Origin of the sequence: Nocardioides nitrophenolicus (assembly GCF_016907515.1) — a bacterium.
In the GTDB taxonomy this organism is placed as follows: domain Bacteria; phylum Actinomycetota; class Actinomycetes; order Propionibacteriales; family Nocardioidaceae; genus Nocardioides; species Nocardioides nitrophenolicus.
The window spans coordinates 5,746,055-5,769,870 of record NZ_JAFBBY010000001.1 but is presented as its reverse complement, the minus strand read 5'-3'; the positions used below and the strand labels follow the sequence as shown (position 1 = coordinate 5,769,870).

27 protein-coding genes are annotated in these 23,816 nt (G+C 72.3%); 16 read left to right on the top strand and 11 right to left on the bottom strand.

What is annotated here, in order from left to right:
• Positions 1–39: 39 nt before the first annotated feature.
• Complete coding sequence (locus JOD66_RS27750) at positions 40–2,598, bottom strand: ABC transporter permease (RefSeq protein ID WP_205126129.1); 2,559 nt, start codon at positions 2,596–2,598, stop codon at positions 40–42.
• Positions 2,586–3,311, bottom strand: a complete 726-nt coding sequence (locus JOD66_RS27745; protein ID WP_205126128.1) for an ABC transporter ATP-binding protein — start codon at positions 3,309–3,311, stop codon at positions 2,586–2,588. Before JOD66_RS27745 ends, JOD66_RS27750 begins: the two co-directional genes overlap by 13 nt.
• An 81-nt stretch (positions 3,312–3,392) precedes the next feature.
• On the opposite strand from JOD66_RS27745, the gene glpK reads away from it, so the two are divergent.
• The 3 genes from glpK to JOD66_RS27730 are packed head-to-tail and all read left to right on the top strand — an operon-like array spanning position 3,393 to position 7,431.
• Positions 3,393–4,922: a glycerol kinase GlpK gene (gene glpK / locus JOD66_RS27740; protein ID WP_205126127.1), complete on the top strand. Its 1,530-nt coding sequence runs from the start codon at positions 3,393–3,395 to the stop codon at positions 4,920–4,922.
• Complete coding sequence (locus JOD66_RS27735) at positions 4,919–6,676, top strand: glycerol-3-phosphate dehydrogenase/oxidase (RefSeq protein WP_205126126.1); 1,758 nt, start codon at positions 4,919–4,921, stop codon at positions 6,674–6,676. Before glpK ends, JOD66_RS27735 begins: the two co-directional genes overlap by 4 nt.
• Positions 6,676–7,431 (top strand): SDR family oxidoreductase, encoded by a 756-nt coding sequence (locus JOD66_RS27730; RefSeq protein ID WP_205126125.1) that lies wholly within the window; start codon positions 6,676–6,678, stop codon positions 7,429–7,431. Before JOD66_RS27735 ends, JOD66_RS27730 begins: the two co-directional genes overlap by 1 nt.
• On the opposite strand, the gene JOD66_RS27725 is transcribed toward JOD66_RS27730, so the two are convergent.
• Complete coding sequence (locus JOD66_RS27725; protein WP_307823769.1) at positions 7,317–8,228, bottom strand: SURF1 family cytochrome oxidase biogenesis protein; 912 nt, start codon at positions 8,226–8,228, stop codon at positions 7,317–7,319. The genes JOD66_RS27730 and JOD66_RS27725 overlap by 115 nt on opposite strands.
• 77 nt (positions 8,229–8,305) lie before the next feature.
• On the opposite strand from JOD66_RS27725, the gene moaA reads away from it, so the two are divergent.
• Positions 8,306–9,298 (top strand): GTP 3',8-cyclase MoaA, encoded by a 993-nt coding sequence (moaA, locus tag JOD66_RS27720; RefSeq protein WP_205126124.1) that lies wholly within the window; start codon positions 8,306–8,308, stop codon positions 9,296–9,298.
• Between the two features lie 11 nt (positions 9,299–9,309).
• On the opposite strand, the gene JOD66_RS27715 is transcribed toward moaA, so the two are convergent.
• On the bottom strand, positions 9,310–9,507 hold the full coding sequence (locus tag JOD66_RS27715; RefSeq protein WP_205126123.1) for an acetone carboxylase: 198 nt from the start codon (positions 9,505–9,507) through the stop codon (positions 9,310–9,312).
• A complete protein-coding gene (locus tag JOD66_RS27710; RefSeq protein ID WP_205126122.1) occupies positions 9,497–9,808 on the bottom strand; it encodes a DUF3099 domain-containing protein in 312 nt (103 codons plus the stop codon). Before JOD66_RS27710 ends, JOD66_RS27715 begins: the two co-directional genes overlap by 11 nt.
• Before the next feature lie 43 nt (positions 9,809–9,851).
• On the opposite strand from JOD66_RS27710, the gene JOD66_RS27705 reads away from it, so the two are divergent.
• The 3 genes from JOD66_RS27705 (at position 9,852) to fabI (ending at position 11,802) form a co-directional block, all read left to right on the top strand.
• On the top strand, positions 9,852–10,067 hold the full coding sequence (locus JOD66_RS27705) for a dodecin (RefSeq protein ID WP_205126121.1): 216 nt from the start codon (positions 9,852–9,854) through the stop codon (positions 10,065–10,067).
• Between the two features lie 240 nt (positions 10,068–10,307).
• On the top strand, positions 10,308–11,018 hold the full coding sequence (gene fabG, locus JOD66_RS27700; protein WP_205126120.1) for a 3-oxoacyl-ACP reductase FabG: 711 nt from the start codon (positions 10,308–10,310) through the stop codon (positions 11,016–11,018).
• A gap of 1 nt (position 11,019) precedes the next feature.
• Entirely contained in the window at positions 11,020–11,802 is a 783-nt protein-coding gene (gene fabI / locus JOD66_RS27695) for an enoyl-ACP reductase FabI (protein ID WP_205126119.1), read from the top strand.
• Positions 11,803–11,805: 3 nt separating this feature from the next.
• Here fabI and JOD66_RS27690 read toward each other — a convergent pair whose 3' ends face one another.
• Positions 11,806–12,486 (bottom strand): YwaF family protein, encoded by a 681-nt coding sequence (locus tag JOD66_RS27690; RefSeq protein WP_205126118.1) that lies wholly within the window; start codon positions 12,484–12,486, stop codon positions 11,806–11,808.
• Positions 12,487–12,504: 18 nt separating this feature from the next.
• Here JOD66_RS27690 and JOD66_RS27685 point away from each other — a divergent pair, with 18 nt between their 5' ends.
• A complete protein-coding gene (locus tag JOD66_RS27685; protein WP_205126117.1) occupies positions 12,505–13,014 on the top strand; it encodes a SixA phosphatase family protein in 510 nt (169 codons plus the stop codon).
• 100 nt (positions 13,015–13,114) lie between these two features.
• Here JOD66_RS27685 and serB read toward each other — a convergent pair whose 3' ends face one another.
• Both serB and JOD66_RS27675 read right to left on the bottom strand, forming a co-directional pair.
• Complete coding sequence (serB, locus tag JOD66_RS27680; RefSeq protein ID WP_205126116.1) at positions 13,115–14,326, bottom strand: phosphoserine phosphatase SerB; 1,212 nt, start codon at positions 14,324–14,326, stop codon at positions 13,115–13,117.
• A 13-nt stretch (positions 14,327–14,339) separates the two neighbouring features.
• Positions 14,340–15,068 (bottom strand): Rv1486c family protein, encoded by a 729-nt coding sequence (locus tag JOD66_RS27675; RefSeq protein ID WP_205126115.1) that lies wholly within the window; start codon positions 15,066–15,068, stop codon positions 14,340–14,342.
• A gap of 30 nt (positions 15,069–15,098) precedes the next feature.
• On the opposite strand from JOD66_RS27675, the gene JOD66_RS27670 reads away from it, so the two are divergent.
• From JOD66_RS27670 to JOD66_RS27655, 4 genes are read left to right on the top strand one after another with little or no spacing between them, the layout of a single operon-like run.
• On the top strand, positions 15,099–15,896 hold the full coding sequence (locus JOD66_RS27670; protein ID WP_205126114.1) for an ABC transporter ATP-binding protein: 798 nt from the start codon (positions 15,099–15,101) through the stop codon (positions 15,894–15,896).
• Between the two features lie 9 nt (positions 15,897–15,905).
• A complete protein-coding gene (locus tag JOD66_RS27665; protein WP_205126113.1) occupies positions 15,906–16,379 on the top strand; it encodes an NfeD family protein in 474 nt (157 codons plus the stop codon).
• Positions 16,376–17,434: an SPFH domain-containing protein gene (locus JOD66_RS27660; RefSeq protein WP_205126112.1), complete on the top strand. Its 1,059-nt coding sequence runs from the start codon at positions 16,376–16,378 to the stop codon at positions 17,432–17,434. The genes JOD66_RS27665 and JOD66_RS27660 overlap by 4 nt, the downstream gene beginning before the upstream one ends.
• Positions 17,431–18,219: a sulfite exporter TauE/SafE family protein gene (locus JOD66_RS27655; protein ID WP_205126111.1), complete on the top strand. Its 789-nt coding sequence runs from the start codon at positions 17,431–17,433 to the stop codon at positions 18,217–18,219. Before JOD66_RS27660 ends, JOD66_RS27655 begins: the two co-directional genes overlap by 4 nt.
• 1 nt (position 18,220) lies before the next feature.
• Here JOD66_RS27655 and JOD66_RS27650 read toward each other — a convergent pair whose 3' ends face one another.
• Positions 18,221–18,601, bottom strand: a complete 381-nt coding sequence (locus tag JOD66_RS27650) for a DUF4267 domain-containing protein (protein ID WP_205126110.1) — start codon at positions 18,599–18,601, stop codon at positions 18,221–18,223.
• 49 nt (positions 18,602–18,650) lie between these two features.
• Here JOD66_RS27650 and JOD66_RS27645 point away from each other — a divergent pair, with 49 nt between their 5' ends.
• A complete protein-coding gene (locus JOD66_RS27645; protein WP_205126109.1) occupies positions 18,651–19,058 on the top strand; it encodes a DUF4190 domain-containing protein in 408 nt (135 codons plus the stop codon).
• A 7-nt stretch (positions 19,059–19,065) separates the two neighbouring features.
• Here JOD66_RS27645 and JOD66_RS27640 read toward each other — a convergent pair whose 3' ends face one another.
• Positions 19,066–20,025: an alpha/beta hydrolase gene (locus tag JOD66_RS27640; RefSeq protein WP_307823768.1), complete on the bottom strand. Its 960-nt coding sequence runs from the start codon at positions 20,023–20,025 to the stop codon at positions 19,066–19,068.
• 116 nt (positions 20,026–20,141) lie between these two features.
• Between JOD66_RS27640 and JOD66_RS27635 the strand changes: the two genes are divergently transcribed.
• Genes JOD66_RS27635 through JOD66_RS27625 form a run of 3 tightly spaced genes read left to right on the top strand, consistent with a single transcriptional unit; the run spans position 20,142 to position 23,110 of the window.
• A complete protein-coding gene (locus JOD66_RS27635) occupies positions 20,142–21,296 on the top strand; it encodes an LLM class flavin-dependent oxidoreductase (RefSeq protein ID WP_205126108.1) in 1,155 nt (384 codons plus the stop codon).
• Positions 21,293–21,937, top strand: a complete 645-nt coding sequence (locus JOD66_RS27630) for an FMN reductase (RefSeq protein WP_205126107.1) — start codon at positions 21,293–21,295, stop codon at positions 21,935–21,937. Before JOD66_RS27635 ends, JOD66_RS27630 begins: the two co-directional genes overlap by 4 nt.
• A 21-nt stretch (positions 21,938–21,958) precedes the next feature.
• Positions 21,959–23,110, top strand: coding sequence for an acyl-CoA dehydrogenase family protein (locus JOD66_RS27625; RefSeq protein ID WP_205126106.1), 1,152 nt, complete (start codon positions 21,959–21,961; stop codon positions 23,108–23,110).
• Between the two features lie 147 nt (positions 23,111–23,257).
• Here JOD66_RS27625 and JOD66_RS27620 read toward each other — a convergent pair whose 3' ends face one another.
• Positions 23,258–23,785: a YbhB/YbcL family Raf kinase inhibitor-like protein gene (locus JOD66_RS27620; protein ID WP_205126105.1), complete on the bottom strand. Its 528-nt coding sequence runs from the start codon at positions 23,783–23,785 to the stop codon at positions 23,258–23,260.
• Between the last annotated feature and the right edge of the window lie 31 nt (positions 23,786–23,816).

Here is a 23,816-nt window from a genome sequence, read left to right as displayed (position 1 = left end):
ATCACGACCGAGATGCCGGGTGCGACGCCGAGCAGCCCCTCACTCGCTCGCGATCGCCTCCAGCACGTCGAGCCTGCCGGCGCGCACCGCCGGGACCACCGCGGCGAGCACGCCCACCACGATCGCCACCACGAGGAACGCGAGCAGCTGGCCGAGGGGGAGGCCGAGGCTGCTCAGGTCGTCGGAGAGCGAGCGCTGGAGCAGGATGCCGATGAGCAGGCCGAGGACCATGCCGAGCACGGCGCCGAGGACGGCGATGGCGACCGACTCGAGGGTGATCATCCGGCGCAGCTTGGCGCGGCTCATGCCCACGGCGCGGAGCAGGCCGATCTCGCGGGTGCGCTCGATGACGCTGAGGCCGAGGGTGTTCACGATCCCGATCACCGCGATCACGATGGCCAGCGCCAGCAGCCCGTAGATGATGTAGAGCAGCTGGTTGACCTGGTCGCGGATCTGGTCGGCGAAGCCCTGCTTGTCGAAGACGCCGACGATCGGGGCCGACGCGGCGGCGGCGTCGACGGCGTCGCGGACCTTCGCCTTGTCGGCGCCGGGCTCGATGAGGACGCTGAGGGTGGAGTCCTGGCGCAGCACGCCGGCGGCGACCAGCTGGTCGAGCGGGATGCTGACCTCGGAGGTGGTGTCGGAGGACTCGACGATGCCGGCGACCTTCAGCTGCAGCGTGGTGCCGCCCTGGAAGCCGAGGTCGAGCGGGTCGCCGACCTTCACGCCGAGCTCCTTGGCGACCGAGCGGAAGAGCACGGCCTCGGCGCCGGTGGGGGAGGCGACGCCGGACACGACGTCCTGGTGGTAGATCTCGGCGTAGGCCGCATCGTTGCCGGCGACGCTCACCGTGTCGCCCTCGCCCGGCCCCGAGGCGACGTGGGCCGCGGTCCACTGCTGGCGGCTGACCACCTCGACGCCCGGCACCTTCGCGACGTCGTCGCCGATCGAGGTCGAGAACGGCAGGAAGTTGGAGTTCTGCACCAGCAGGTCGGCGGTGAACTGCTCGTCGACGACGTCGTCGACCGAGGCGTTGAGCGAGGCGGCGAGCACGCCGATGGTGGACACCAGGGCCAGGCCGATCATCAGGGCCGAGGCCGTGGCGCCGGTACGACGGGGGTCGCGCAGCGCGTTCTCGCCGGCCAGTCGGCCGGTGGTGCCGAACACCGCGCCGAACAGCGAGCGGCACAGGGCGAGCACGGGCTTGCCGACGACCGGGCTGATCGCGGCGACGGTGAGGATCCAGATCACCGCGCCGACGCCGATCCAGGCCGCGTCGGAGCCTGGCGCGCCGACGACGCCGGCGACCGCGAAGCCGCCGCCGATGACCAGTAGCACCGCCCCGACGAGGGTACGGCGACGCAGCGACCCGCGCTCCGGCACGGCGTCGGCCCGCATCGCCGCCACCGGGGCGACCTTCGCGCCGCGCCGGGCCGGGAGATAGGCCGCCGCCATGGTCACGCCGATGCCGACGACATAGCTGGTCACGACCGCCCGCGGGGTGAGGTCGAGGGCCGCACTGGCGATGTCGAGCCCGATCGAGCGGAACAGGGCCGCGAGCCCGCGGGCCAGGACCAGGCCGAGGCCGATCCCGAGCGTCGTGGCGACCACGGCCAGCACCAGCGCCTCGAGCAGCACCGAGCGGGTGACCTGGCCGCGCCCGGCGCCGAGGGCACGGAGCAGGGCCAGCTCGCGGGTGCGCTGCGCGACCAGGATGGTGAAGGTGTTGACGATGATGAAGCCGCCGACGATCACGGCGATGATCGCGAACACCAGCAGGAAGGTGCTGATGATCCCGAGGAAGCTGCCGACCGCGTCCTGCGACTCCTCGGCGACCTTGTCGCCGGTGACCGCCTCGAAGCCGTCGGGCAGCACCTTCCGAGCGGCGGCGACCAGCTGCTCCTGGGACACCCCGTCGGCAGCGGTGAGACTGATCTGGTTGTAGACGTCCTTGCCGCCGAGGAACAGCTGCTGGGCCTCCTCGGTGGTGAAGACGAGCAGGGTGGCGCCGGCGGTGCCGCCGCCGTTGAACTCGGCGGTGCCGACCAGCGTCGCGGTCCGCTCCAGGGTCCCGAACGGCGCGAGCAGCTTGACCTGGTCGCCGACGCGGTAGTCGCCGGCCTTCGCGGCGGCCTCGTCGAGCACGATCTCGCCCGGCCCGCCCGGCCAGCGGCCCGACGTCAGGAGCAGCGCCCGCTCGCCGTCCATGTTGGGTCCGTCGGTGTGGTTGAAGGCGAGCGTCGGCGCGCCGGTGCCGCCGACGAGGGTGCCGTCGCTGGCGAGCAGGCTCATGCCGAAGCCGGCGACGTCGCCGTCGGCACGGGCGACCTGGGGCAGACCCGCGAGCCGGGTGACGTCGTCGGGGGTGAGCGCCCGGGCCGTCTGGCCGGAGACGCCACCGTCGAAGGACGCGGTGTCGGCGGCCCGCACCACGCCGTCGGGCGTGGAGCCGTGGATGATGCCGTCGAAGGTGGCCGACAGGCCGTTGCTGAACACCAGCACGCCGGACAGGAACGCCACGCCGAGGATGATCGACAGCCCGCTCATCACGAGCCGCACCTTGCGGGCCAGCAGGTTGCGCAGGGTCAGCCGAAGCACGTCATCCGCTCCAGGATCAGCTCGCGGTTCGGCTCACGCAGCTCGTCGACCACCCGGCCGTCGGCGAGGAACACCACGCGGTCGCAGTACGACGCCGCGACCGCGTCGTGGGTGACCATCACGATGGTCTGGTCGAACTCGTCGACGCTGCGGCGCAGGAAGCCGAGCACCTCCGCCCCCGAGGTGCTGTCGAGGTTGCCGGTCGGCTCGTCGGCGAACACGATGGACGGCTTGCTGACCAGCGCCCGCGCGCAGGCGACCCGCTGCTGCTGCCCGCCGGACATCTGCGACGGACGGTGGCCGAGCCGGTCGCGCAGCCCGACGGTGTCGACGACGGTGTCGAACCAGGCCTGGTCGGGCTTGCGGCCGGCGAGGCTCAGCGGCAGCAGGATGTTCTCGCGCGCGGTGAGGGTCGGCACCAGGTTGAACGCCTGGAAGACGAACCCGATCTGCTCGCGTCGCAGCGCGGTGAGGGCCTTGTCGCGCAGCCGGGACAGCGCGACCTCGCCGATCTCGACGTCGCCCGACGTCGGGGTGTCGAGCGCGGCGAGGCAGTGCATCAACGTGGACTTGCCGGAGCCCGACGGGCCCATGATCGCGGTGAACTCGCGGGCGCCGATGTCGAGGGAGACCCCGTCGAGCGCGCGGACCTCCGAGTCACCCGATCCGTAGCGCTTGTGGAGCTCGATGGCGCGCGCCGCGACTGCTGTCATGGCCCCACCCTGACAGAGCCCGCCGACGACCCGCATCCGGAATGTCCCTGAGGCACCCCGCAGGTCCGTAGGCTTCGACCCATGGCTGAGGCACGGTTCGTCGGGGCGATCGACCAGGGCACGACGAGCACCCGGTTCATGGTCTTCGACCACGGTGGCCGCGAGGTGGCCCGGCACCAGCTCGAGCACTCCCAGATCCTGCCCCGGGCCGGCTGGGTCGAGCACAACCCGATCGAGATCTGGGAGCGGACCTCCGCGGTGGTGCAGACCACGCTCGCTAAGGCCCGGCTCGGCGCCGAGGACCTCGCCGCCGTCGGCATCACCAACCAGCGGGAGACCACGATCGTGTGGGACCGCCGCACCGGTCGCCCCCTCACCAGCGCCATCGTGTGGCAGGACACCCGCACCGACGCGATCGCCGCCGCCCTGGACCGCGACGGTCGCGGCGACGTCATCCGCCATCGCGCCGGCCTGCCCCCGGCGACCTACTTCTCCGGCGGCAAGCTGCAGTGGATCCTGGAGAACGTGCCGGGCGCCCGGGAGGCGGCCGAGCGCGGCGACGCCCTGTTCGGTACGCCGGACAGCTGGGTGCTGTGGAATCTCACCGGCGGGCCCGACGGTGGCGTGCACGTCACCGACGTCACCAATGCCGGCCGCACCATGCTGATGGACCTGGAGACCCTGGACTGGGACGAGGAGCTGCTCGGGTTCTTCGGGGTGCCGCGCGCGATGCTGCCCGAGATCAGGGAGTCCTCGGCGCGCACGCCCTACGGCGTGACCCGGGCCAACGGCCCGTTCGGCGGCGAGGTGCCGATCACCGGCATCCTCGGCGACCAGCAGGCGGCGACCGTCGGCCAGGTCTGCTTCGCGCCGGGGGAGGCGAAGAACACCTACGGGACCGGCAACTTCATGCTGCTCAACACCGGCACCGAGATCGTCCGGTCGAAGTCCGGGCTGCTCACCACGCCGGCGTACCAGCTGGGCGACCAGCCCTGCGTCTACGCGCTGGAGGGCTCGATCGCGGTGACCGGGTCGGCGGTGCAGTGGCTGCGCGACCAGCTCGGGATCATCAGCGGCGCCGCGGAGTCGGAGTCGCTGGCCCGGCAGGTCGAGGACAACGGCGGGGTCTACTTCGTGCCGGCCTTCTCCGGTCTGTTCGCGCCGTACTGGCGCTCCGACGCGCGGGGCGCGATCGTCGGGCTGTCCCGGTTCAACACCAACGCCCACGTCGCGCGGGCGACGCTGGAGGCGATCTGCTACCAGTCGAGGGACGTGATCGAGGCGATGTCGGCCGACTCCGGGGTCGAGCTGGAGGTGCTCAAGGTGGACGGTGGGGTGACCCTGAACGGGCTGTGCATGCAGATCCAGGCCGACGTGCTCGGCGTACCCGTGTCGCGGCCGGTGGTGCCGGAGACCACCGCGCTGGGGGCGGCGTACGCCGCGGGGCTCGCCGTCGGGTACTGGCGCGACACCGACGAGCTGCGGCAGAACTGGCAGGAGGACGTGCGCTGGGAGCCGGCGTGGGACGAGGAGCGCAGACGGGCGGGCTACGCCCAGTGGCAGAAGGCGGTCCAACGCACCCTCGACTGGGTGGAGGTGGCGGAGCGGTGAAGGCGGCGCCCCTCTCCCCGCGGGCTCGCACCGCCGCGCTCAGGCGGCTGGAGACCCAGCCGCTCGACGTCCTCGTCATCGGCGGTGGGGTCGTCGGCTGCGGCGCGGCGCTCGACGCCGCCACCCGCGGGCTGTCCGTCGGGCTGGTCGAGGCCCGCGACTTCGCCTCCGGCACCTCCAGCCGCAGCTCCAAGCTGGTCCACGGCGGGCTGCGCTACCTGGAGATGCTGGACTTCCGCCTGGTCGCCGAGGCGCTCAAGGAGCGCGGGCTGCTCATGCAGCGGCTCGCGCCCCACCTGGTGCGTCCGGTGCCCTTCCTCTACCCGCTGACCGGGCTCGGCTGGGAGCGCTGGTACGCCGGCACCGGCGTCGCGATGTACGACGCCATGTCGAAGGCCAGCGGCTACGGCGAGGGCATGCCCGTCCACAAGCACCTCACCCGCCGGGGTGCCCGCAAGGCGTTCCCGTCACTGCGCAAGGACGCCCTGGTCGGTGCCATCCGCTACTACGACGCGCAGGTCGACGACGCCCGGCACACCATGTTCCTGGCCCGCACCGCCGCGACGTACGGTGCCGCCGTCGCGTCCCGCACCCGCGTGCTCGGGCTGATCAAGGAGAGCGAGCGCGTGGTGGGCGCCTCCGTGATCGACCTGGAGACCGGGCACCGCTTCGACATCCGCGCCTCCCAGGTCATCAACGCGACCGGCGTGTGGACCGACGAGACCCAGGCCATGGCCCGCGAGCGCGGGCAGTTCAAGGTCCGCGCCAGCAAGGGCATCCACCTGGTGGTGCCGCGCGACCGGATCCGCGGCGAGACCGGCCTCATCCTGCGCACCGAGAAGTCGGTGCTCTTCGTGATCCCGTGGAAGCGGCACTGGATCATCGGCACCACCGACACCGACTGGGAGCTCTCCAAGGACCACCCGGCGGCGAGCAGCAGTGACATCGACTACCTGCTCGAGCACGTCAACCGAGTGCTGGAGGTGCCGCTCACCCGCGACGACGTCGAGGGCGTCTACGCCGGGCTGCGCCCGCTCCTCGCCGGCGAGTCCGAGGCGACGTCCAAGCTCTCGCGCGAGCACGCCGTGGCCCACAGCGTGCCGGGGCTGGTGGTGGTCGCGGGCGGCAAGTACACCACCTACCGGGTGATGGCCGCCGATGCCGTCGACGAGGCGGTGCACGGACTGGAGACGGTCCTCGGCCGGCGTGCGGGGGAGTGCGTGACCGAGACCGTCCCGCTGGTCGGCGCCGACGGCTACCAGGCGCTGTGGAACCAGCGCCGCGCGCTCGCGGCCCAGTCCGGCCTGGCGATCAACCGCGTCGAGCACCTGCTGGAGCGCTACGGCTCGCTGGTGCTCGAGGTGCTCGACCTCATCGCCGCCGAGCCCGACCTCGGCGAGCCGCTGCCCGGCGCCGAGGACTACCTGATGGCGGAGGCGGTCTATGCCGTCACCCACGAGGGCGCCCGGCACCTCGACGACATCCTCACCCGGCGGCTGCGGGTCTCCTTCGAGACCTTCGACCGCGGGGCCGCGGCGGCGCCGTACGTCGCCGACCTGGTGCGCGGGCACCTGCGCTGGGACTCCGACCAGCACACCCGCGAGCTCCAGCACTACCTCAAGCGGGTGGAGGCGGAGCGCGAGAGTCAGCGGCAGCCCGACGACCACACGGCCGACGCGGCGCGCAAGGGCGCCCCGGACGTCGTACCCGTGTCGCGGATCGCCGAGGAGATCGAGTCGATGGAGTCTTCCTGATGGACCTGCAGCTCACCGACCGCGTCTACCTGGTCACCGGCGGCACCCGCGGCCTGGGCCGGGCCACCGCCGAGGCGCTGGTCGCCGACGGCGCCCGGGTGGTGATCTCGGGGCGGCACGAGGAGTCGGTGCGCGCCACCACGGCGGCGCTCGGCGAGTCGGCCCACGGCGTGGTGGCCGACAACGCGGATGCCGACACCCCGGGCCGGCTGATCGAGGCGGCGCGGGCCACCTGGGGGCGGGTCGACGGCGCGCTGATCAGCGTCGGCGGGCCGCCCGCCGGGCTGATCACCGAGATGAGCGACGAGCAGTGGCGCACCGCCTTCGACGCGGTGTTCCTGGGCGCGGTCCGGCTGGCCCGCGAGGTCGGCGCGGTGCTGGGCGACGGCGGCTCGATCGCGTTCGTGCTGTCCAGCAGCGTGCGCCAGCCGATCCTCGACCTCGCCATCTCCAACGGGCTGCGCCCCGGGCTCGCGATGGCCGCGAAGACCCTCGCCGACGAGCTCGGCCCGCGCGGCATCCGGGTCAACGGGCTGCTGCCGGGCCGGCTCGCGACCGAGCGGGTGGCCGAGCTGGACGCCGGCAGCGGCGACGCCGACGCGGCACGTGCGGCCGCCTCGGAGCAGATCCCGCTGCGGCGCTACGGGCTGCCGGAGGAGTTCGGGCGGGTGGCGGCGTTCGTGCTGTCGCCGGCGGCGTCGTACGTCTCCGGGGTGATGCTGCCCGTCGACGGCGGGATGCTGCGCTCCCTTTGATCGTTGCGCCGCGAGAAGGGCCCACCGGAGCGGCGCTTGGTGCCGACCCGCTCGCCCCGCGGGCCGAGCCTGCGCTCGTCCCACGCGAGGTAGCCGAAGCCGCCGACGGCGAGGACGCCGAAGAACCACCACTGCAGGCCGTAGAAGAAGTGGGGACCCTCACCGAGGTCGGGCAGCTCGACGGCCGCCAGCTCGGTCTCCGGCTCCGGGTCCTCCGACTTGAGCGCCAGGAACCCGGTGTAGACCTCCCGGTCGATCGCCCGGCCGATCGGGCCGCTGGCGATCGCCCGGGTGGAGTGGTCGTCGACCTCGGTGCTGCTGCCCGTGCCGTCGGCGCGGACCCATCCGGTCACCGTCACCCGGCCGGCCGGGGGAGCGGGCAGCTCGGCACCCTTGATCACCGGGTTGTCGGTGCCGTACCACCCGCGATCGACGAGGAGCGTCGTACCGCTGGTGGTGACGAGGGGGACGACCACCTCGACGCCGGGGTAGCCGTTGCGGGTGCGGTAGCGGACCACGACGGTGTCGTCCCGGACGTACTCACCGGTCGCGGTGACCAGCCGCCACTGGTCCTCCTCCGCGACCTCGCGACCGGGCGCGAGCACCTCAGCGACATCGATCGGGTCGCGCTGCTCGTTGGCCCGGACGACGGCGTTCTGCTCCTTGCGGTCCTCGAGGCGCCCGAACTGCCACTCGCCGAGCCACCAGGTCGCCCAGCCGACCAGGATGATGGCCAGGAAGAACAGCACCCAGCGGCGACTGAGCAGGAATCGCCACGAGGACAGCCAGGAAAGCACGGGACAACGGTAGCCATCGGGTCGGCGCGACCCGGCACCAGCCGGGAGCCAACCGGGGCGCCACCTAGACTGGGTGTGTGCAGCCTCTCATCGACCAGCACGGACGGATCGCGACCGACCTCCGGGTCTCGCTCACCGATCGCTGCAACCTGCGCTGCACCTACTGCATGCCGCCCGAGGGCCTGGACTGGATGCCGACCGACGAGCAGCTCACCGACGCCGAGGTGGTGCGGCTGATCGGCGTCGCGGTCCGCGAGCTCGGGGTCACCGAGGTGCGCTTCACCGGCGGCGAGCCGCTCGTGCGCCGCGGCCTGGTCGACATCGTGCGTCAAGTGCGCGCCCTCGACGCCGACGTCGAGATGTCGATCACCACCAACGCGCTCGGCCTGGCCCGCACCGCCTCCGCGCTCGCCGAGGCGGGCCTGAACCGCGCCAACGTCAGCCTCGACACCGTCCGCAGCGACACCTTCCACCAGATCACCCGGCGCGACCGGTTCGCCGACGTCGTCGAGGGCCTGGCCGCCGCCGAGGCCGCCGGTCTCGGGCCGGTGAAGGTCAACGCGGTCCTGCTGCGCGGCGTCAACGACGACCAGGCCCCCGAGCTGCTCGCCTGGTGCCTCGAGCGCGGCTACCAGCTGCGCTTCATCGAGCAGATGCCCCTCGACGCGCAGCACGGCTGGGACCGATCCTCGATGGTGACCGCCGACGAGATCCTGTCGTCGTTGTCCTCCGTCTTCCGGCTCTCGCCGGCCGCCGAGCCCCGGGGCAGCGCGCCCGCCGAGCTCTTCCGCGTCGACGACGGCCCCGCCACCGTCGGCGTCATCGCCTCGGTCACCCGCCCGTTCTGCGGCGACTGCGACCGGGTCCGGCTCACCGCCGACGGCCAGGTCCGCAACTGCCTGTTCGCCCGCACCGAGTCCGACCTGCGCACCGCCCTGCGCACCGGAGCCTCGGACGCCGACCTCGCCGCCCGGTGGCGCACCGCCATGTGGGGCAAGCTCCCCGGCCACGGCATCGACGACCCGACCTTCCTGCAGCCGGACCGGCCGATGTCGGCCATCGGCGGCTGAGCGGACTCCGGTCAGCGCTGCTGCTCGTGGGCGACGGTCTCCTTCAGGAAGCCCCGCGCGCCCAGGAACGCCTCGAGCGACTCCCGGTGCGCACCGCATGCCAGCCAGATCTTGCGCCGGTCGGGAGTGTGCAGCTTCGGGTTGTTCCACAGCAGCTGCCACCCGGCGGGCTCCCGACAGCCCCGCGCCGAGCAGACGTCAGGCTCCATGACCGCCCTGCTCGTCGTGGTGGGCCTGCCCCAGCTGCCGCTGCGCGTCCCCACCACCGGTGAGGGGCAGCTCGCTGCTGCGGGAGTCGCCGGCGTTCGCCATCACCACGGCGACGTACGGCAGCACGATGGCGCCCGCGATCAGGATCGGCCACAGCCAGTGGATCCCCGCCGCGCCGCTGATCGCCGCGCCGACGAAGCACAGGGTGCGGATGGTCATCGCGATGACATACTTCTTTTGACGCCGAGCCAGATCGTCCTGCGGACTGGAGCCGGCCGTGGTGATGCGGATGGCGTCCATGACCCCCACCCTACGCCCGGCACCCGCTGAGTACGCTGCTGGCATGTCGAACCGCACCTACCGCGTCAGCGAGATCGTCGGCACCTCCCCCGACGGCATCGACCAGGCCGTCCGCAACGCCATCGAGCGTGCCAGCCAGACCCTGCGCCACCTCGACTGGTTCGAGGTCACGCAGGTGCGCGGCCAGATCAAGGACGGGGCCGTCGAGCACTTCCAGGTCACGATGAAGATCGGGTTCCGGCTGGAGGACGACGAGTAGGTCGGGGCCTCGGGCGGCCCGCCGATTTGGTGGGTTTCGTTCGGAGCGCGGGGTGGTGGCGTTGCGGTTTGGTCCCAAACCGCAATTCTGACCCCGAATTGTTGCGGTTTGGGACCAAACCGCAACAAGCCCGCACCCCGCAGCTCCACCCCGTTTGTCGGGGTCCTACAACCCAGCGCCGGGAACTTGGTGCCCGCCGCCGGTGAGCCCGGACCACCGCCCCGACTAGCGTCACGGAGCGTGAGCCAACCACGTTCCGTCCTCGTCACCGGCGGCAACCGCGGCATCGGCCGCGCCATCGCCGAGGCCTTCATCGCCGCGGGCGACAAGGTCGCCGTCACGACCCGGAGCGGGGGTGCGCCGGAGGGCGCGCTCGAGCTCACGGCCGACATCACCGACCCGGCCGCGGTCGAGGCGGCCTTCGTGGCGGCCGAGGAGGCGCACGGGCCGGTCGAGGTGCTGGTGGCCAACGCCGGGATCACCAAGGACACCCTCCTGCTGCGGATGTCCGAGGACGACTGGACCTCGGTGATCGACACCAACCTGACCGCCTCCTTCCGCCTGGCCAAGCGCGCCGCGAAGGGCATGCTGCGGCAGAGGAAGGGCCGGATCATCTTCATCTCGAGCGTGGTGGGCCTGCTCGGCTCGCCGGGACAGGTCAACTACGCCGCGTCGAAGGCCGGCCTGGTCGGCATGGCGCGCTCGCTGGCGCGCGAGCTCGGGCCGCGCTCGATCACGGCCAACGTGGTCGCCCCCGGGTACGTCGACACCGACATGACGGCGGTGCTGACCGATGAGCAGAAGGAAGGGATCCGCAATCAGGTCCCGCTGGGTCGGTACGCCGACCCGACCGAGATCGCCGGGGCGGTGCTGTTCCTTGCCAGCCCCGAGGCGGCGTACGTGACCGGCGCGGTGATCCCCGTGGACGGCGGACTGGGAATGGGGCACTGAGATGACTGGAATCCTTGCGGGCAAGAACATCCTCGTCGCGGGGGTCACCCTCGACACCTCGATCGGCTTCGCGGTGGCGAAGTTCGCGCAGGAGCAGGGCGCCACGGTGCTCGTCTCCAACTTCGGCCAGGCGCTGCGGATCACCCGTCGCATCGTCAAGCGGCTGCCGGAGCTGCCGGCGGTGATCGAGCTCGACGTGACCGACGCCGAGCACCTCGCCGCCCTGCCGGACGCCGTGCGCGAGGCGCTGGGCGCGGACGCGACGCTCGACGGCGTCGTGCACTCGATCGCCTACGGCAACCCCGAGACGCTGCTCGGCGGCAAGTTCCTCGACGGACCGTGGGAGGACGTGGCGCAGGCCGTCCAGGTCTCGGCGTACTCCCTCAAGTCGCTCGCCGTCGCCTGCCGTCCGCTGATGACGAACGGCGGATCGGTCGTCGGGCTCACCTTCGACGCCAGCGTCGCGTGGCCGGTCTACGACTGGATGGGTGTCGCGAAGGCGGGCCTGGAGTCGTGCGCCCGCTACCTGGCCCGCGACCTCGGTGGCGACGGGATCCGGGTCAACCTGGTCTCCGCGGGCCCGCTGCGCACCCTCGCCGCGAAGGCGATCCCCGGCTTCGAGGACCTGGAGTCGATGTGGACGACCAAGTCGCCGCTCGGCTGGGACAACACCGACCAGGAGCCGACCGCCAAGGCGGTGTGTGCGCTGCTCTCCGATCTGTTCCCCGCCACCACCGGCGAGATCGTGCATGTCGACGGCGGCTTCCACGCGATGGGCGCCTGACTCCTAGCCCGGCGTACGACGAGCCCACCGCTGCGCCAGCACGGTGAGCAGTGCCCACACCACGACGACGATCCCGATCTCCTCGAGCACGTACCACGGCCACGGCCCGAGGAGGTCGAGGATCGACGTCCCCGGCTTGCGCATGAGGTAGCCGTAGTTGGTGTCGGCCACCCGGTTGAACGCGTACGTCGCGACCGCCCACCCCAACGTCGTGAGCACCGCCGCCCGGTAGTCGCGCCAGCTCGGCGCCCGGCGCAGCCCGATCACCAGGTAGACCGCCGCCCAGACGATGAGCAGGTGCAGCGCCCAGAACGCGAAGTAGCGCGGGTGGGGGAGGTCCTCGTTGAGCGAGGGCGTCAGCACGCCCTGGACGGTCAGGGTCAGCCCCCACAGGTAGGTGAGCGTCACCGGGAACGGGTGGTGCGTCCACAGCGCCCAGGTGGCCGCGATCCACGCCAGGTCGCACAGGTGCAGGGGGAGCGTGACGCCGAGGTCGAAGTCGTAGACCAGGTCGATCACCTGGAAGGGCACCGTCGCCAGGGGGATCAGCACGGCACAGGTCCGGCTGAACCGGGTCGGGCCGTCGTACGCCACCGCGTCCCGGCGGCCCACGAGCACCGCCGCCACCAGGCCCGCGGCGAACACGGCCAGCGGGACCAGATGGGTGATTCCGTACGGCGTCACGGGGACTACGATGCCCGGGTGGAGAAGCAACGGCTGCTCGTCGTCGTCCGACACGCCAAGGCCGAGCAGTTCGCACCCTCCGACGTCGAACGCGTGCTGAGCGACCGCGGGCGGGAGGACGGCCGGGCGCTGGGCGCCTGGCTCGGCGGCTTCGGCGTCGTCCCCGACGTCGCCTACGTCTCCTACGCCGCCCGCACCCGCGAGACCTGGGACGTCGTCGCGGCCGGCGCGGGCTGGCGGCTCGCGCCGCGGATCGACGGCAACCTCTACGGCACCGACGAGGAGGGGGTCTTCGAGCTGATCCGCACCACTCCCGCCGACGCCGACACGGTGGTAGTGATCGGCCACAACCCGACCATGGCGATGCTCGTCCAGCTGCTCGACGACGGCGAGGGCGAGGCGTCGGGAGCAGTCGAGCTCGGCAGCTTCCCGACGAGCGCCGCGGCGGTGTTCGAGGTCGCGGGCCCGTGGGAGGACGTCGCGGCGATGGGTGGGCGGCTGGTGGCCTTCGAGGTGGGCCGAGCCTGACGCTCGGAGCGGTACTTGACGGGCGTTCCTGTCACTTGTCGGGCGTTGCAACGGCCGACAAGTGACGGAATCGCCGGTCGACCGGCGATTCCCGCACCGCTCAGACCGGCGGAGCCGGGGTGACGATCCCGACCGCTGCGTCGGCCGCCTCGATCTCCTCGCGGGTGATGCCGAGGAGGTACATGATCGTGTCGAGGTAGGGCACGTTCAGCGCGGTGTCCGCCGCCTCGCGGACCACGGGGCGCGCGTTGTAGGCGATGCCGAGGCCGGCGGCGGCGAGCATGTCGAGGTCGTTGGCGCCGTCGCCGATGGCGATCGTGGCGTCCTCGGGGACGCCGAGGTCGGCGGCGAACTCGCGCAGCGCGGTGGCCTTGCCTGCCCGGTCGACGACCGGCCCGACGACCTCGCCGGTGAGGCGGCCGTCGACGATCTCGAGGGTGTTGGCGCGGGCGCGGTGGATGCCGAGGTCGGCGGCGAGCCGGTCGGTGATCTGGCTGAAGCCGCCGGAGACGATGGCGAAGCGGTAGCCGAGCCGGCGCAGGGTGCGGACCATGGTGCGGGCGCCGGGGTTGACGACGATGGCGTCGTACACCTGGTCGAGGACCGAGGCGTCGAGGCCGGCGAGCAGCTTGACCCGCGCGCGCAGGGACTCCTCGAAGTCGATCTCGCCGCGCATCGCCCGCTCGGTGACCTCGGCGACCTCGGCGCCGAAGCCGGCGTGCTCGGCGAGCATCTCGATCACCTCGCCCTGGATCAGGGTCGAGTCGACGTCCATCACGATCAGCCGTACGCCGTGGCGCAGCAGGTTGGCGGGCTGCACGGCGACGTCGATGCCGTGCGCGGCGGCGTCGACGGCGAGCAGCTGGCGCAGCCGGTCGGGGCGGGCGCCGGAGACGTCGAGCTCGAGCGCGGTGACGGGATAGCGGGCCATCCGCTCGATCCGGTCGATGTTGCCACCGCAGTCGGCGATCCGCCCGGCGACGGCGGCCATCGCGGAGGCCTTGAGGGGCGCGCCGATCACCGTGACGTGGGCGCGGTCCTTGGGGCGGGAGCGGTTGTCGCCGGAGCCCTTCTCGATCTCGACGGTCATCCCGAGCGCCTCGACGCTGGACTCCAGCCGGCGACGCAGCCGCTTGCGGTCGCGCGGCGCGGTGACCAGGACGCCGAGCACCAGCCGCCCGCGCATCAGGATCTGCTCCAGGTCGACGACGGTGACACCGGAGCCGGCGAGGCTGTCCAGCACCGCGGAGGTGACGCCGGGTCGGTCGGCGCCGGTGACCGTGATCAGGAGGGTGTCGTCGTGAGGGCTCATCGCGGGGTGCAGGCTACCGGTGCGCGTGCCCGGTGGCCGCCGGTGGCCAGCCGTCGGGCGAGCAGGCCGCGGTGAGCGCGTGCCGGGCCGCGCGCTCCAGCGGCTCCAGCGCGTCGCGCCGGGCGGCGGCCGCGCTCGCCGACAGCGCGCCGCCGTCGTCCTGGAGCGCGAGCTCGACGACCGCCTCGAGGTGCAGCGCCCGCCCGGCGAGGTCGACGCAGCGCGCGGGGGTGCCCGACGGCGCGGCCAGCGGTACGCCGGCGCGCAGGTCGTGCAGCTCGTCGGCGACGCGCGGCTGCCAGCGGGCGACGTCGAGGTCGGCGAGCAGGTTCGCCGCGGCGAGCAGCTCGGAGCGCAGCCGCCGGTCCGCTTCGCCGAGGTCGGGCGGGGGGCGCCGCTCGGCGGGCAGCACCGTCCACTCGACGGCCCGCCCGACCTGGCGGGGGACCAGCCCAGCGCCGGGCAGCAGGACCACCTCGCCGGCCTCCACGGCCGCCGCGGTCAGCTCCCGGGGGCCGCGCAGGCCGGCCGGGTCGCCGGGCGCCGGGAAGGCCGCGGCCACCCCGTCGGCGCCGGCGTTGCGGGCGGCGGCGAGCTCCAGGAGGAGGGAGGAGTCCCCACTGACGACATGGGTCACGTCGTCGCCGTGGACGGCGTCGAGGACCTCGTCGGGACCGGCGAGTCCGCGCAGCCAGGCGGTTCCCCACCATGCCAGCCGGGCGGACACGGGGAGTGCGCTCACCCGTCGACCCTACTCGTTAAGGTGGCTCGCATGTCCGCCGTGCTGGAGCTCGCCGAGGTGTCCGTGCGTCGTGGGCAGGCGACCTTGCTCGACCGGGTCAGCTGGGTGGTGCGCGAGGGCGAGCGGTGGATCCTGCTCGGCGCCAACGGTGCCGGCAAGACCACGCTGATGCAGATCGCCGGCGCCCAGCTGCATCCCACGTCCGGGGCCGTCGGGCTCCTGGGCGAGCTGCTCGGCACCGTCGACATCTTCGAGCTGCGCCCGCGCATCGGCGTCTCCAGCGCCGCCGTCGCCGAGCAGATCCCGCGCAACGAGACGGTGCGCGACCTGGTGCTCACCGCGTCGTACGCCGTGCTGGGGCGCTGGAAGGAGTCCTACGACGCCGTCGACCACGACCGCGCCGACGCGCTGCTGCGCGAGGTCGGCGTCGCCGCGCTGGCCGACCGCACCTACGGCACCCTCAGCGAGGGTGAGCGCAAGCGGGTCCAGATCGCCCGGGCGCTGATGACGGACCCGGAGCTGCTGCTGCTCGACGAGCCGGCCGCCGGCCTCGACCTCGGTGGCCGGGAGGACCTGGTCTCCACGCTCTCGGTGCTCGCCTACGACCCGCTCTCGCCCGCGACCGTGCTGGTCTCCCACCACGTCGAGGAGATCCCGCCGGGCTTCACCCACGTCCTGATGCTCCGCGGCGGTCGTGTGGTCGCGCAGGGGCCGCTCGAGGACACCCTGACCGCCGAGGCGCTGTCCGCGACCTTCGGGATGCCGCTGGTGCTCGAGCACCACGACGGCCGCTACGCCGCCCGGCGCAAGCAGCACCACCGCGGCTAGGCTCGTGCCATGGACTGGCTGCGGGAGCACCTGTGGGAGGCCTGGCTCGGCGCGGGCATCGTGCTCGCGGTGGCCGAGCTGGTCAGCCTCGACCTGTTCCTGCTGATGCTCGCCGGCGGCGCCGTCGCGGGCTCGCTGACCGCGCTGGTCACCGACAGCGTGGTGGTCACGGTCCTGGTCGCGTCGGCGGCATCCGTGCTGCTGCTCGGCGCCGTCCGCCCGCCGCTGGTGCGCCGCCTCCACGGCGGCCCCGACCTGGTGCTCGGCCCGGCCAGCCTGGTCGGCAGCCGCGGGATCGTGACCGAGCCGGTCGCCGCCCACCGTGCCGGCCGGGTCAAGATCGGCGGCGAGTCCTGGCTCGCCGTCGCCGAGCCGCCGACCGCCGACCTGGCGGTCGGCGAGGCGGTCGAGGTGGTCTCCATCGCCGGCGCCACGGCCCACGTCCGACCTGTCTCCGACCCCCGACTCGAGGAGCCCCGATGACCGTCCTGGTCCTGCTCGTCCTCCTGCTCCTGCTGGTCATCACCGTGATCGCGAAGTCGATCCGGGTGATCCCACAGGCCTACACCGGCATCGTGGAGCGGTTCGGCAAGTACAAGGAGACGCTGCCGGCCGGCCTCAACTTCGTGGTGCCCTTCATCGACAAGGTCCGCTACGTCATCGACCTGCGCGAGCAGGTCGTGAGCTTCCCGCCCCAGGCGGCGATCACCGAGGACAACCTCACCGTCGACGTCGACACCGTCATCTACTTCCAGGTGACCGACCCGATCGCGGCGACGTACGAGATCTCCAACTACATCCAGGCCATCGAGCAGCTCACCATGACCACGCTGCGCAATGTCGTCGGTGGCATGGACCTCGAGCAGACCCTGACCAGCCGTGAGTCGATCAACAGCGGGCTGTCCGCGGTCCTCGACGAGACCACCGGCCGCTGGGGGATCAAGGTCAAGCGGGTGGAGATCAAGGGCATCGACCCGCCGCCGTCGATCAAGGACGCGATGGAGAAGCAGATGCGCGCCGAGCGCGACAAGCGCGCGCTCGTGCTCACCGCCGAGGGTCAGCGGCAGTCCGCGATCCTGACCGCCGAGGGCAACAAGCAGTCCGCGATCCTCAACGCCGAGGGTGAGCGGGAGTCCCAGATCCTGCGGGCCCAGGCCGAGCGGGAGGCGCAGATCCTGCGCGCGCAGGGTGAGGGCCAGGCCATCCAGACGGTCTTCCAGGCGATCCACGACGGGCGGCCCGACCAGTCGCTGCTGGCCTACCAGTACCTCCAGATGATGCCGAAGATCGCCGAGGGCGACGCCAACAAGGTGTGGGTGATCCCCTCCGAGATCACCAAGGCGCTCGAGGGGCTCGGCTCCTCGATCCACGAGATCGCCGGCATCCCGAAGTCGACGCCCGGCCCGGCCAAGCGGGTCGACATGGGCCCGACCGAGCTCGAGCTGCCCGACACCGGCACGAGTGCCGCCGTCCAGGAGGCGATCGCCGAGGCCGAGAGCGCCGCCCACCCGGGCCAGAAGGATCCCACCGCCGAGTGACCCTCCTCGAGATGGCGGCGGTGCTGCTCGCGGGAGTCGGGGCCGGCACGATCAACGCGGTCGTCGGGTCGGGCACGCTGATCACCTTCCCGACGCTGCTCGCCCTGGGCGTGCCTGCGGTGACCGCCAACATGTCCAACAGCCTGGGCCTGGTGCCCGGCGGCGTCGCGGGCGCCTTCGGCTATCGCCGCGAGCTCGCCGGACAGCGCGAGCGGGTGCTGCGCCTGCTCGCCTTCTCGACGACCGGTGGCGTGCTGGGCGCCGTGCTGCTGCTCGTGCTGCCTCCCGGCGCGTTCCGGGCCGCCGTACCGGTGCTGATCCTGCTCGGCATCGTGCTCGTCATCGTTCAGCCCCGGCTGTCCCGGGCGGTCGCCGCCCGCGCCGCGGAGCGGGGGGAGGGCGCCGCCGAGCGGTCCTGGTGGGTGCCGCTGGCGGTCTTCGGGACCGGCGTGTACGGCGGCTACTTCGGCGCCGCGCAGGGCGTCATCCTGATGGGCGTCCTCGGCATCGGGGTCTCCGAGTCGCTGCAGCGGCTCAACGGCGTCAAGAACGTGCTCGTCGCGGTCGTCAACGGCGTCGCCGGCCTGATCTTCGTGCTGGTCGCCGAGCTCGGCCTGCTCGGCAGCGAGGCCAGGATCGACTGGCTGATCGTGCTGCTCGTCGGCGTCGGCGCGGTGTGCGGCGGCCTGCTCGGCTCCGCCGTCGGCCGCACCCTGCCGCCGATCGCGCTGCGCGGCGTGATCGTGGTCGTCGGCCTGGTGGCCGTGGCCACGATGGTGTGGTGAGTCAGGCGGTGGCCTTCGCGCGGCCCCGGCCGCGGACCAGGGCGAGCACGCCGGAGCCGACCGCGCCGGCCGCGGCGCCGATGAGCATCCCGCTGGAGAGCTTCGAGACATTGCGCTGACCGAGCTCGATCACGCCGTTGGCGAGGTCCGCGCCGTCGACGGCGATCCCGACCACGGTGAGATTGCGGCGCAGCGGTCCGCGGGCGACCAGGGTGACCGCGCCGAGGGCGATCTCCCGGGCGCCGAACATCCGGCCCATGTAGCCGAGCTGCGGGTTGCTGGCCGGGTCCAGGCCGAACACCCGGGCGGTGGTCGAGGGAGCGGCGAGCGCGCCGACGCCGATGGCGATGCGGCCCAGGGAGAGTCCGGTGACGGGGTCCATGAGGGGAACCCTAGTGGTCGGGCCCGCGCCCCCGTGGGATCCTTCCGCCATGACGACTCCGCCCTCCGGGAACGACCCGTACCAGCCCTACGGCCAGCCCCAGGCGCCGTACGGCCAGGCGCCGTACGGGCAGCCGGCGCAGCCGTACGGGTACCCGACGCCGCCGACGACCAACGGCCTGGCGATCGCCTCGCTCGTGGTCAGCGTCATCTCGCTCACCGCCTGCCTGGGTGCGACCGGCATCATCGGCGCGATCCTCGGCCACGTCGCCAAGAGCCAGATCCGGCAGCGCAACGACCAGGGCGGCGGGCTGGCGCTGGCCGGCATCATCGTCGGCTGGGTCGGCTTCGCGCTCTTCCTGCTCGGCGTGGGCGCCATCATCGCGCTCGGCGTCTGGGCCGAGAGCAACGTGGACGACTGCTACACCCGCTCGGACGGGGTCTACCGCTGCAGCTGAGCGCGGCTCAGGTCCGGACGTAGGCGCCCAGCCAGCGCTCGATCTCGTCGTACGCCCGCGCCCGGGGCTCGCTGCGGGAGAGTACGACGTCGTGCACCGCCCCGGGGACGGCGACATAGGTGACATGGCGGCCGACGGCGACCGACCAGCGCCGGATCTGCTCGACGTCGAGGACGATGTCGGTGGTGAAGACCTCCTCGTCCATCGCGGTCGGGTGTCCGCTGCGGTCCGAGGAGAGCACCAGCACCGGCGCCGGCACGTCCAGCCCCGCCTGCAGCCGGGCATGGCCGTGCCGGACCGCGCGCAGCCAACCGAAGCGCACCGGGAAGGACTCGACCGGCTTCCAGGTGAGGTCGAAGTCCCACTCGCCCTCGTGGTCGCGGTGCAGGCTGCGGGCGTAGTAGCCGCTGACGTCGCGGGGCAGCTCCCGCAGCGGCCGCCGGCGTCCGGCCTCCTCGATGATCCGGTTCGCGACGGGGGAGCGCATCCAGGCCCGCCCCTGCAGGTCCAGCCAGGGTGAGTTGAGCAGCAGTCCGGCCAGCTCGGGCGGCTTGCGGTCGTCGGCCCACAGCGCCACGACCAGGCCGCCCGTCGAATGGCCCGACAGCACCACGCGTCGATGGCCGTCGCGGACCGTGATCCGCTCCCACGCCGCGTCCAGCTCGGCGAAGTACTCGCTCAGGTCCGCGACGTACGTCGCCGACTGGTGCGGGCGCAGCGAGCGGCCGTACTTGCGCAGGTCCAGGCCGTAGGTCGCGAACCCGCGCTCGCGCCACCACGCGGCGTACTCGGTGTGGAAGAAGTAGTCGGAGAAGCCGTGCACGTGCAGGGTGGCGAGTCCGGTCGGCTCCGCGGCCGGGTGGCTGACCAGGGTCGCGACGACCTCGCCCTCGAAGTCGTCGTCGAGAGCGATCGTCTCCGCCATCCACGGCTCACCCAGGATGTCGACGGTGCTGGTCTCGGTCACGGCCCGAGTCTAGAGAGCACGGTGCGGCCCGGTGTCCGCGATGGACGGACGATGGAATATAGTTGACATGTCACCTGTTGAGCCGGGTGACTGACCACCACCACCAGGAGCGGACCATGCAGATCGGCATCTTCACCGTCGGCGACGTCACCACCGACCCGACGACCGGGCACACCCCGTCGGAGTACGAGCGGATCAAGGCCACCGTCGCGATCGCGAAGAAGGCCGAGGAGATCGGGCTCGACGTGTTCGCGACCGGCGAGCACCACAACCCGCCGTTCATCGCGTCGAACCCGACGGCGACCCTCGCCTACATCGGGGCGCAGACCGAGCGGATCATCCTCTCGACCGCCACCACGCTGATCACCACCACCGACCCGGTGCTCATCGCCGAGGACTACGCCAAGATCCAGCACCTCACCGACGGCCGGGTCGACCTGATGATGGGCCGCGGCAACACCGGTCCGGTCTACCCCTGGTTCGGCAAGGACATCCGCCAGGGCATCAACCTGGCCGTGGAGAACTACGCGCTGCTGCGCCGGCTGTGGACCGAGGCGAACGTCGACTGGGAGGGTCGCTTCCGGACCCCGCTGCAGGGCTACACCTCGACCCCGCGCCCGCTCGACGGCGTCGCGCCGTTCGTGTGGCACGGCTCGATCCGCAGCCCCGAGATCGCCGAGCAGGCCGCCTACTACGGCGACGGCTTCTTCCACAACCACATCTTCTGGCCGAAGTCGCACACCGAGCAGATGGTGCGCCTGTACCGCGAGCGGTTCGCGCACTACGGCCACGGCACGGCCGAGCAGGCCATCGTCGGCCTGGGCGGGCAGTTCTTCATGCGCCGCAACAGCCAGGACGCGGTGCGGGAGTTCCGCCCCTACTTCGACAACGCGCCGGTCTACGGCCACGGCCCCTCGCTCGAGGACTTCACCGAGCACACCCCGCTGACCGTCGGCTCGCCGCAGCAGGTGCTGGAGCGGACCCTGTCCTTCCGCGAGTACGCCGGGCACTACCAGCGCCAGCTCTTCCTGGTCGACCACGCGGGCCTGCCGCTGAAGACGGTGCTGGAGCAGCTCGACCTGCTCGGCGAGATCCTGCCCGACATGCGCAAGGGCTTCGCCGAGGGCCGGCCCGCCGACGTGCCGGACGCGCCGACCCACGCCTCGCTGGTCGCCGCGGCCGGGGGAGCGAAGGACGTGAGCGTGCACGCCGAGGACACCATGACCGGCACCACCGACCGTGCCGAGGAAGCCGAGGAGGTCCAGGCATGACCACCCGGATCGTCGTCGTCTCGGCGGGACTCTCCGTCCCGTCGTCGACCAGGCTGCTCGCCGACAAGCTCGGCGACGCCGTCGAGCGCGCCGTAGGAGCCCGCGGCCAGGAGGTCGACGTCCAGCACGTCGAGCTCCGGCCGCTGGCCCACGCGCTCGCCGACCACCTGCTGACCGGCTTCGCCACCGGCGAGCTCGCCGAGGCGATCGAGGCCGTGCGGCACGCCGACGGGCTGGTCGTCGTGACGCCGGTGTTCTCGGCGTCGTACTCGGGACTGTTCAAGACCTTCTTCGACGTGCTCGAGAACGGCCTGCTCGACGGCAAGCCGCTCGTCATCGCGGCGACCGCCGGCACCGCCCGGCACAGCCTGGTGCTCGACCACGCCCTGCGGCCGCTGTTCGCCTACCTGCGGGCGGTCGTCGTCCCGACCGGGGTGTTCGCGGCGAGCGAGGACTTCGGCGCCACCGACGACGGCTCGCTCGACAAGCGGGTCGAGCGGGCGGCCGGCGAGCTGGCCGCGCTGCTCGGCGCCGGGTCGGCCCCGGCGGCGCCCCGCCGTCGTACCGTCGAGGACGAGTTCGCGGCCCCGACCCCCTTCGAGCAGCTGCTGCGCGAGGCGGGTGGCAGCTCGGTGCGTTGACGCCGGTGGCAGCATGAGCGCATGCGCCGCACAGTGTTCAACGAGGACCACGAGGACTACCGCCGGACCATCCGGGCCTTCCTGGAGACGGAGGTGGTCCCGCACTACCAGGAGTGGTACGACGCCGGGCAGGTCTCCCGCGAGCTCTACGCCAAGCTGGGGGACCTGGGTGTCTTCGGCATCGAGGTCCCCGAGGAGTACGGCGGCGCGGGGATCCACTCCTTCAAGTTCTCCGCGATCCTCACCGAGGAGTGCGCCCGCGCCGGCGTGAACCTCGGCGGGTCCGGCGTGCACGTGGAGCTGTGCCTGCCGTATCTCCTCAAGCTCGGCACCCCCGAGCAGCTCAAGCGCTGGATGCCGGGCTTCGTCGCCGGCACCGAGATGTGGGCGATCGCGATGACCGAGCCCGGCACCGGCTCCGACCTCGCCGGCATGCAGACCACCGCGAAGCGCGACGGCGACCACTACGTGCTCAACGGCGCCAAGACCTTCATCACCGGCGGCGTGCTCGCCGACCGCGTGATCGTCTGCGCCCGCACCTCCCCGCCGCTCGAGAGCAACCGCCGCTTCGGCATCTCGCTGTTCTGCGTCGACACCACGTCCGAGGGCTGGGCGGTGGGGCGCAAGCTCGACAAGCTCGGACTGCGGACGTCCGACACCGCCGAGCTGTCGTTCACCGACGTCATGGTCCCCGCCGCCGACCTGCTCGGCGAGGAGAACGAGGGCTTCTCCTATCTCGGCCAGAACCTCCCCCAGGAGCGCCTCGGCATCGCCTACGGCGCCTACGCCCAGGCCGCCGCCGCGATCCGGTTCACCCAGGCCTACGTCGAGGAGCGCAAGGTCTTCGGCGCCACCGTCGCGTCCTTCCAGAACACCAAGTTCGAGCTCGCCGCCTGCCAGAGCGAGGTCGACGCCGCCCAGGCCGTCTGCGACCGGGCGCTCGAGGCGCACGACGCCGGGGAGCTCACCGCCGTCGACGCCGCCTCCGCCAAGCTGTTCTGCACCGAGGTCGCCGGGCGGGTGATCGACCGCTGCCTGCAGCTGCACGGTGGGTACGGGTACATGAACGAGTACCCCATCGCCCGGCTCTACGCCGACACCCGGGTCACCCGGATCTACGGGGGGACGTCCGAGGTGATGAAGCTGATCATCGCCAAGTCGATGGGGTTGTGACGGGGGTGCATGAATCGCCGGTCGACCGGTTGTTCTGTCACTTGTCGGGCGTTGCAACGCCCGACAAGTGACAGAAACGCAGGTCAAGTGTCGGCAATGCAGGTCAAGTGACAGTTTCGCCGGTCGACCGGTGATTCCTGCACCCGCTCAGTGCTGGTACGTCCCGTACAGCACCGCCCGCCCCAGCGTCTTGAACGCCAGGTTGAACGACACCACGGCGGGGGAGGCGTCGGAGTCGACGCCGAGCGTCTCCTCGCCGACGGCGTGCACCACGAAGTAGTAGCGGTGCACCTGGTCGCCCTGCGGCGGCGCGGCGCCCATGAACGCCTTGGGGCCGCCGTCGTTGCGGCACATGAAGGCGCCGCCCGGCAAAGTGGCGCCCTCGGCGCCGGCGCCGGTGTCGAGCGAGGTGACGTCGGCGGGCAGGTCGACGAGGACCCAGTGCCAGAACCCGCTCGGGGTGGGGGCGTCGGGGTCGAAGCAGGTCACGACGTACGACTTCGTGCCCTCCGGGGCGCCCGACCACGACAGCTGGGGCGAGGTGTTGCCGTGGGCGGCGACCTGGGCGTCGTCGAGCGGCTGGCCGTCGGTGACGTCGGCGCTGGTCACCGTGAACGACGGTACGGCGGGGAGCAGGGTGTAGGGGTCCGGGCTGACCGGGCGATCGAGACTCATGTCACCGAACGTAGTCCGGGGACTGGGCCCA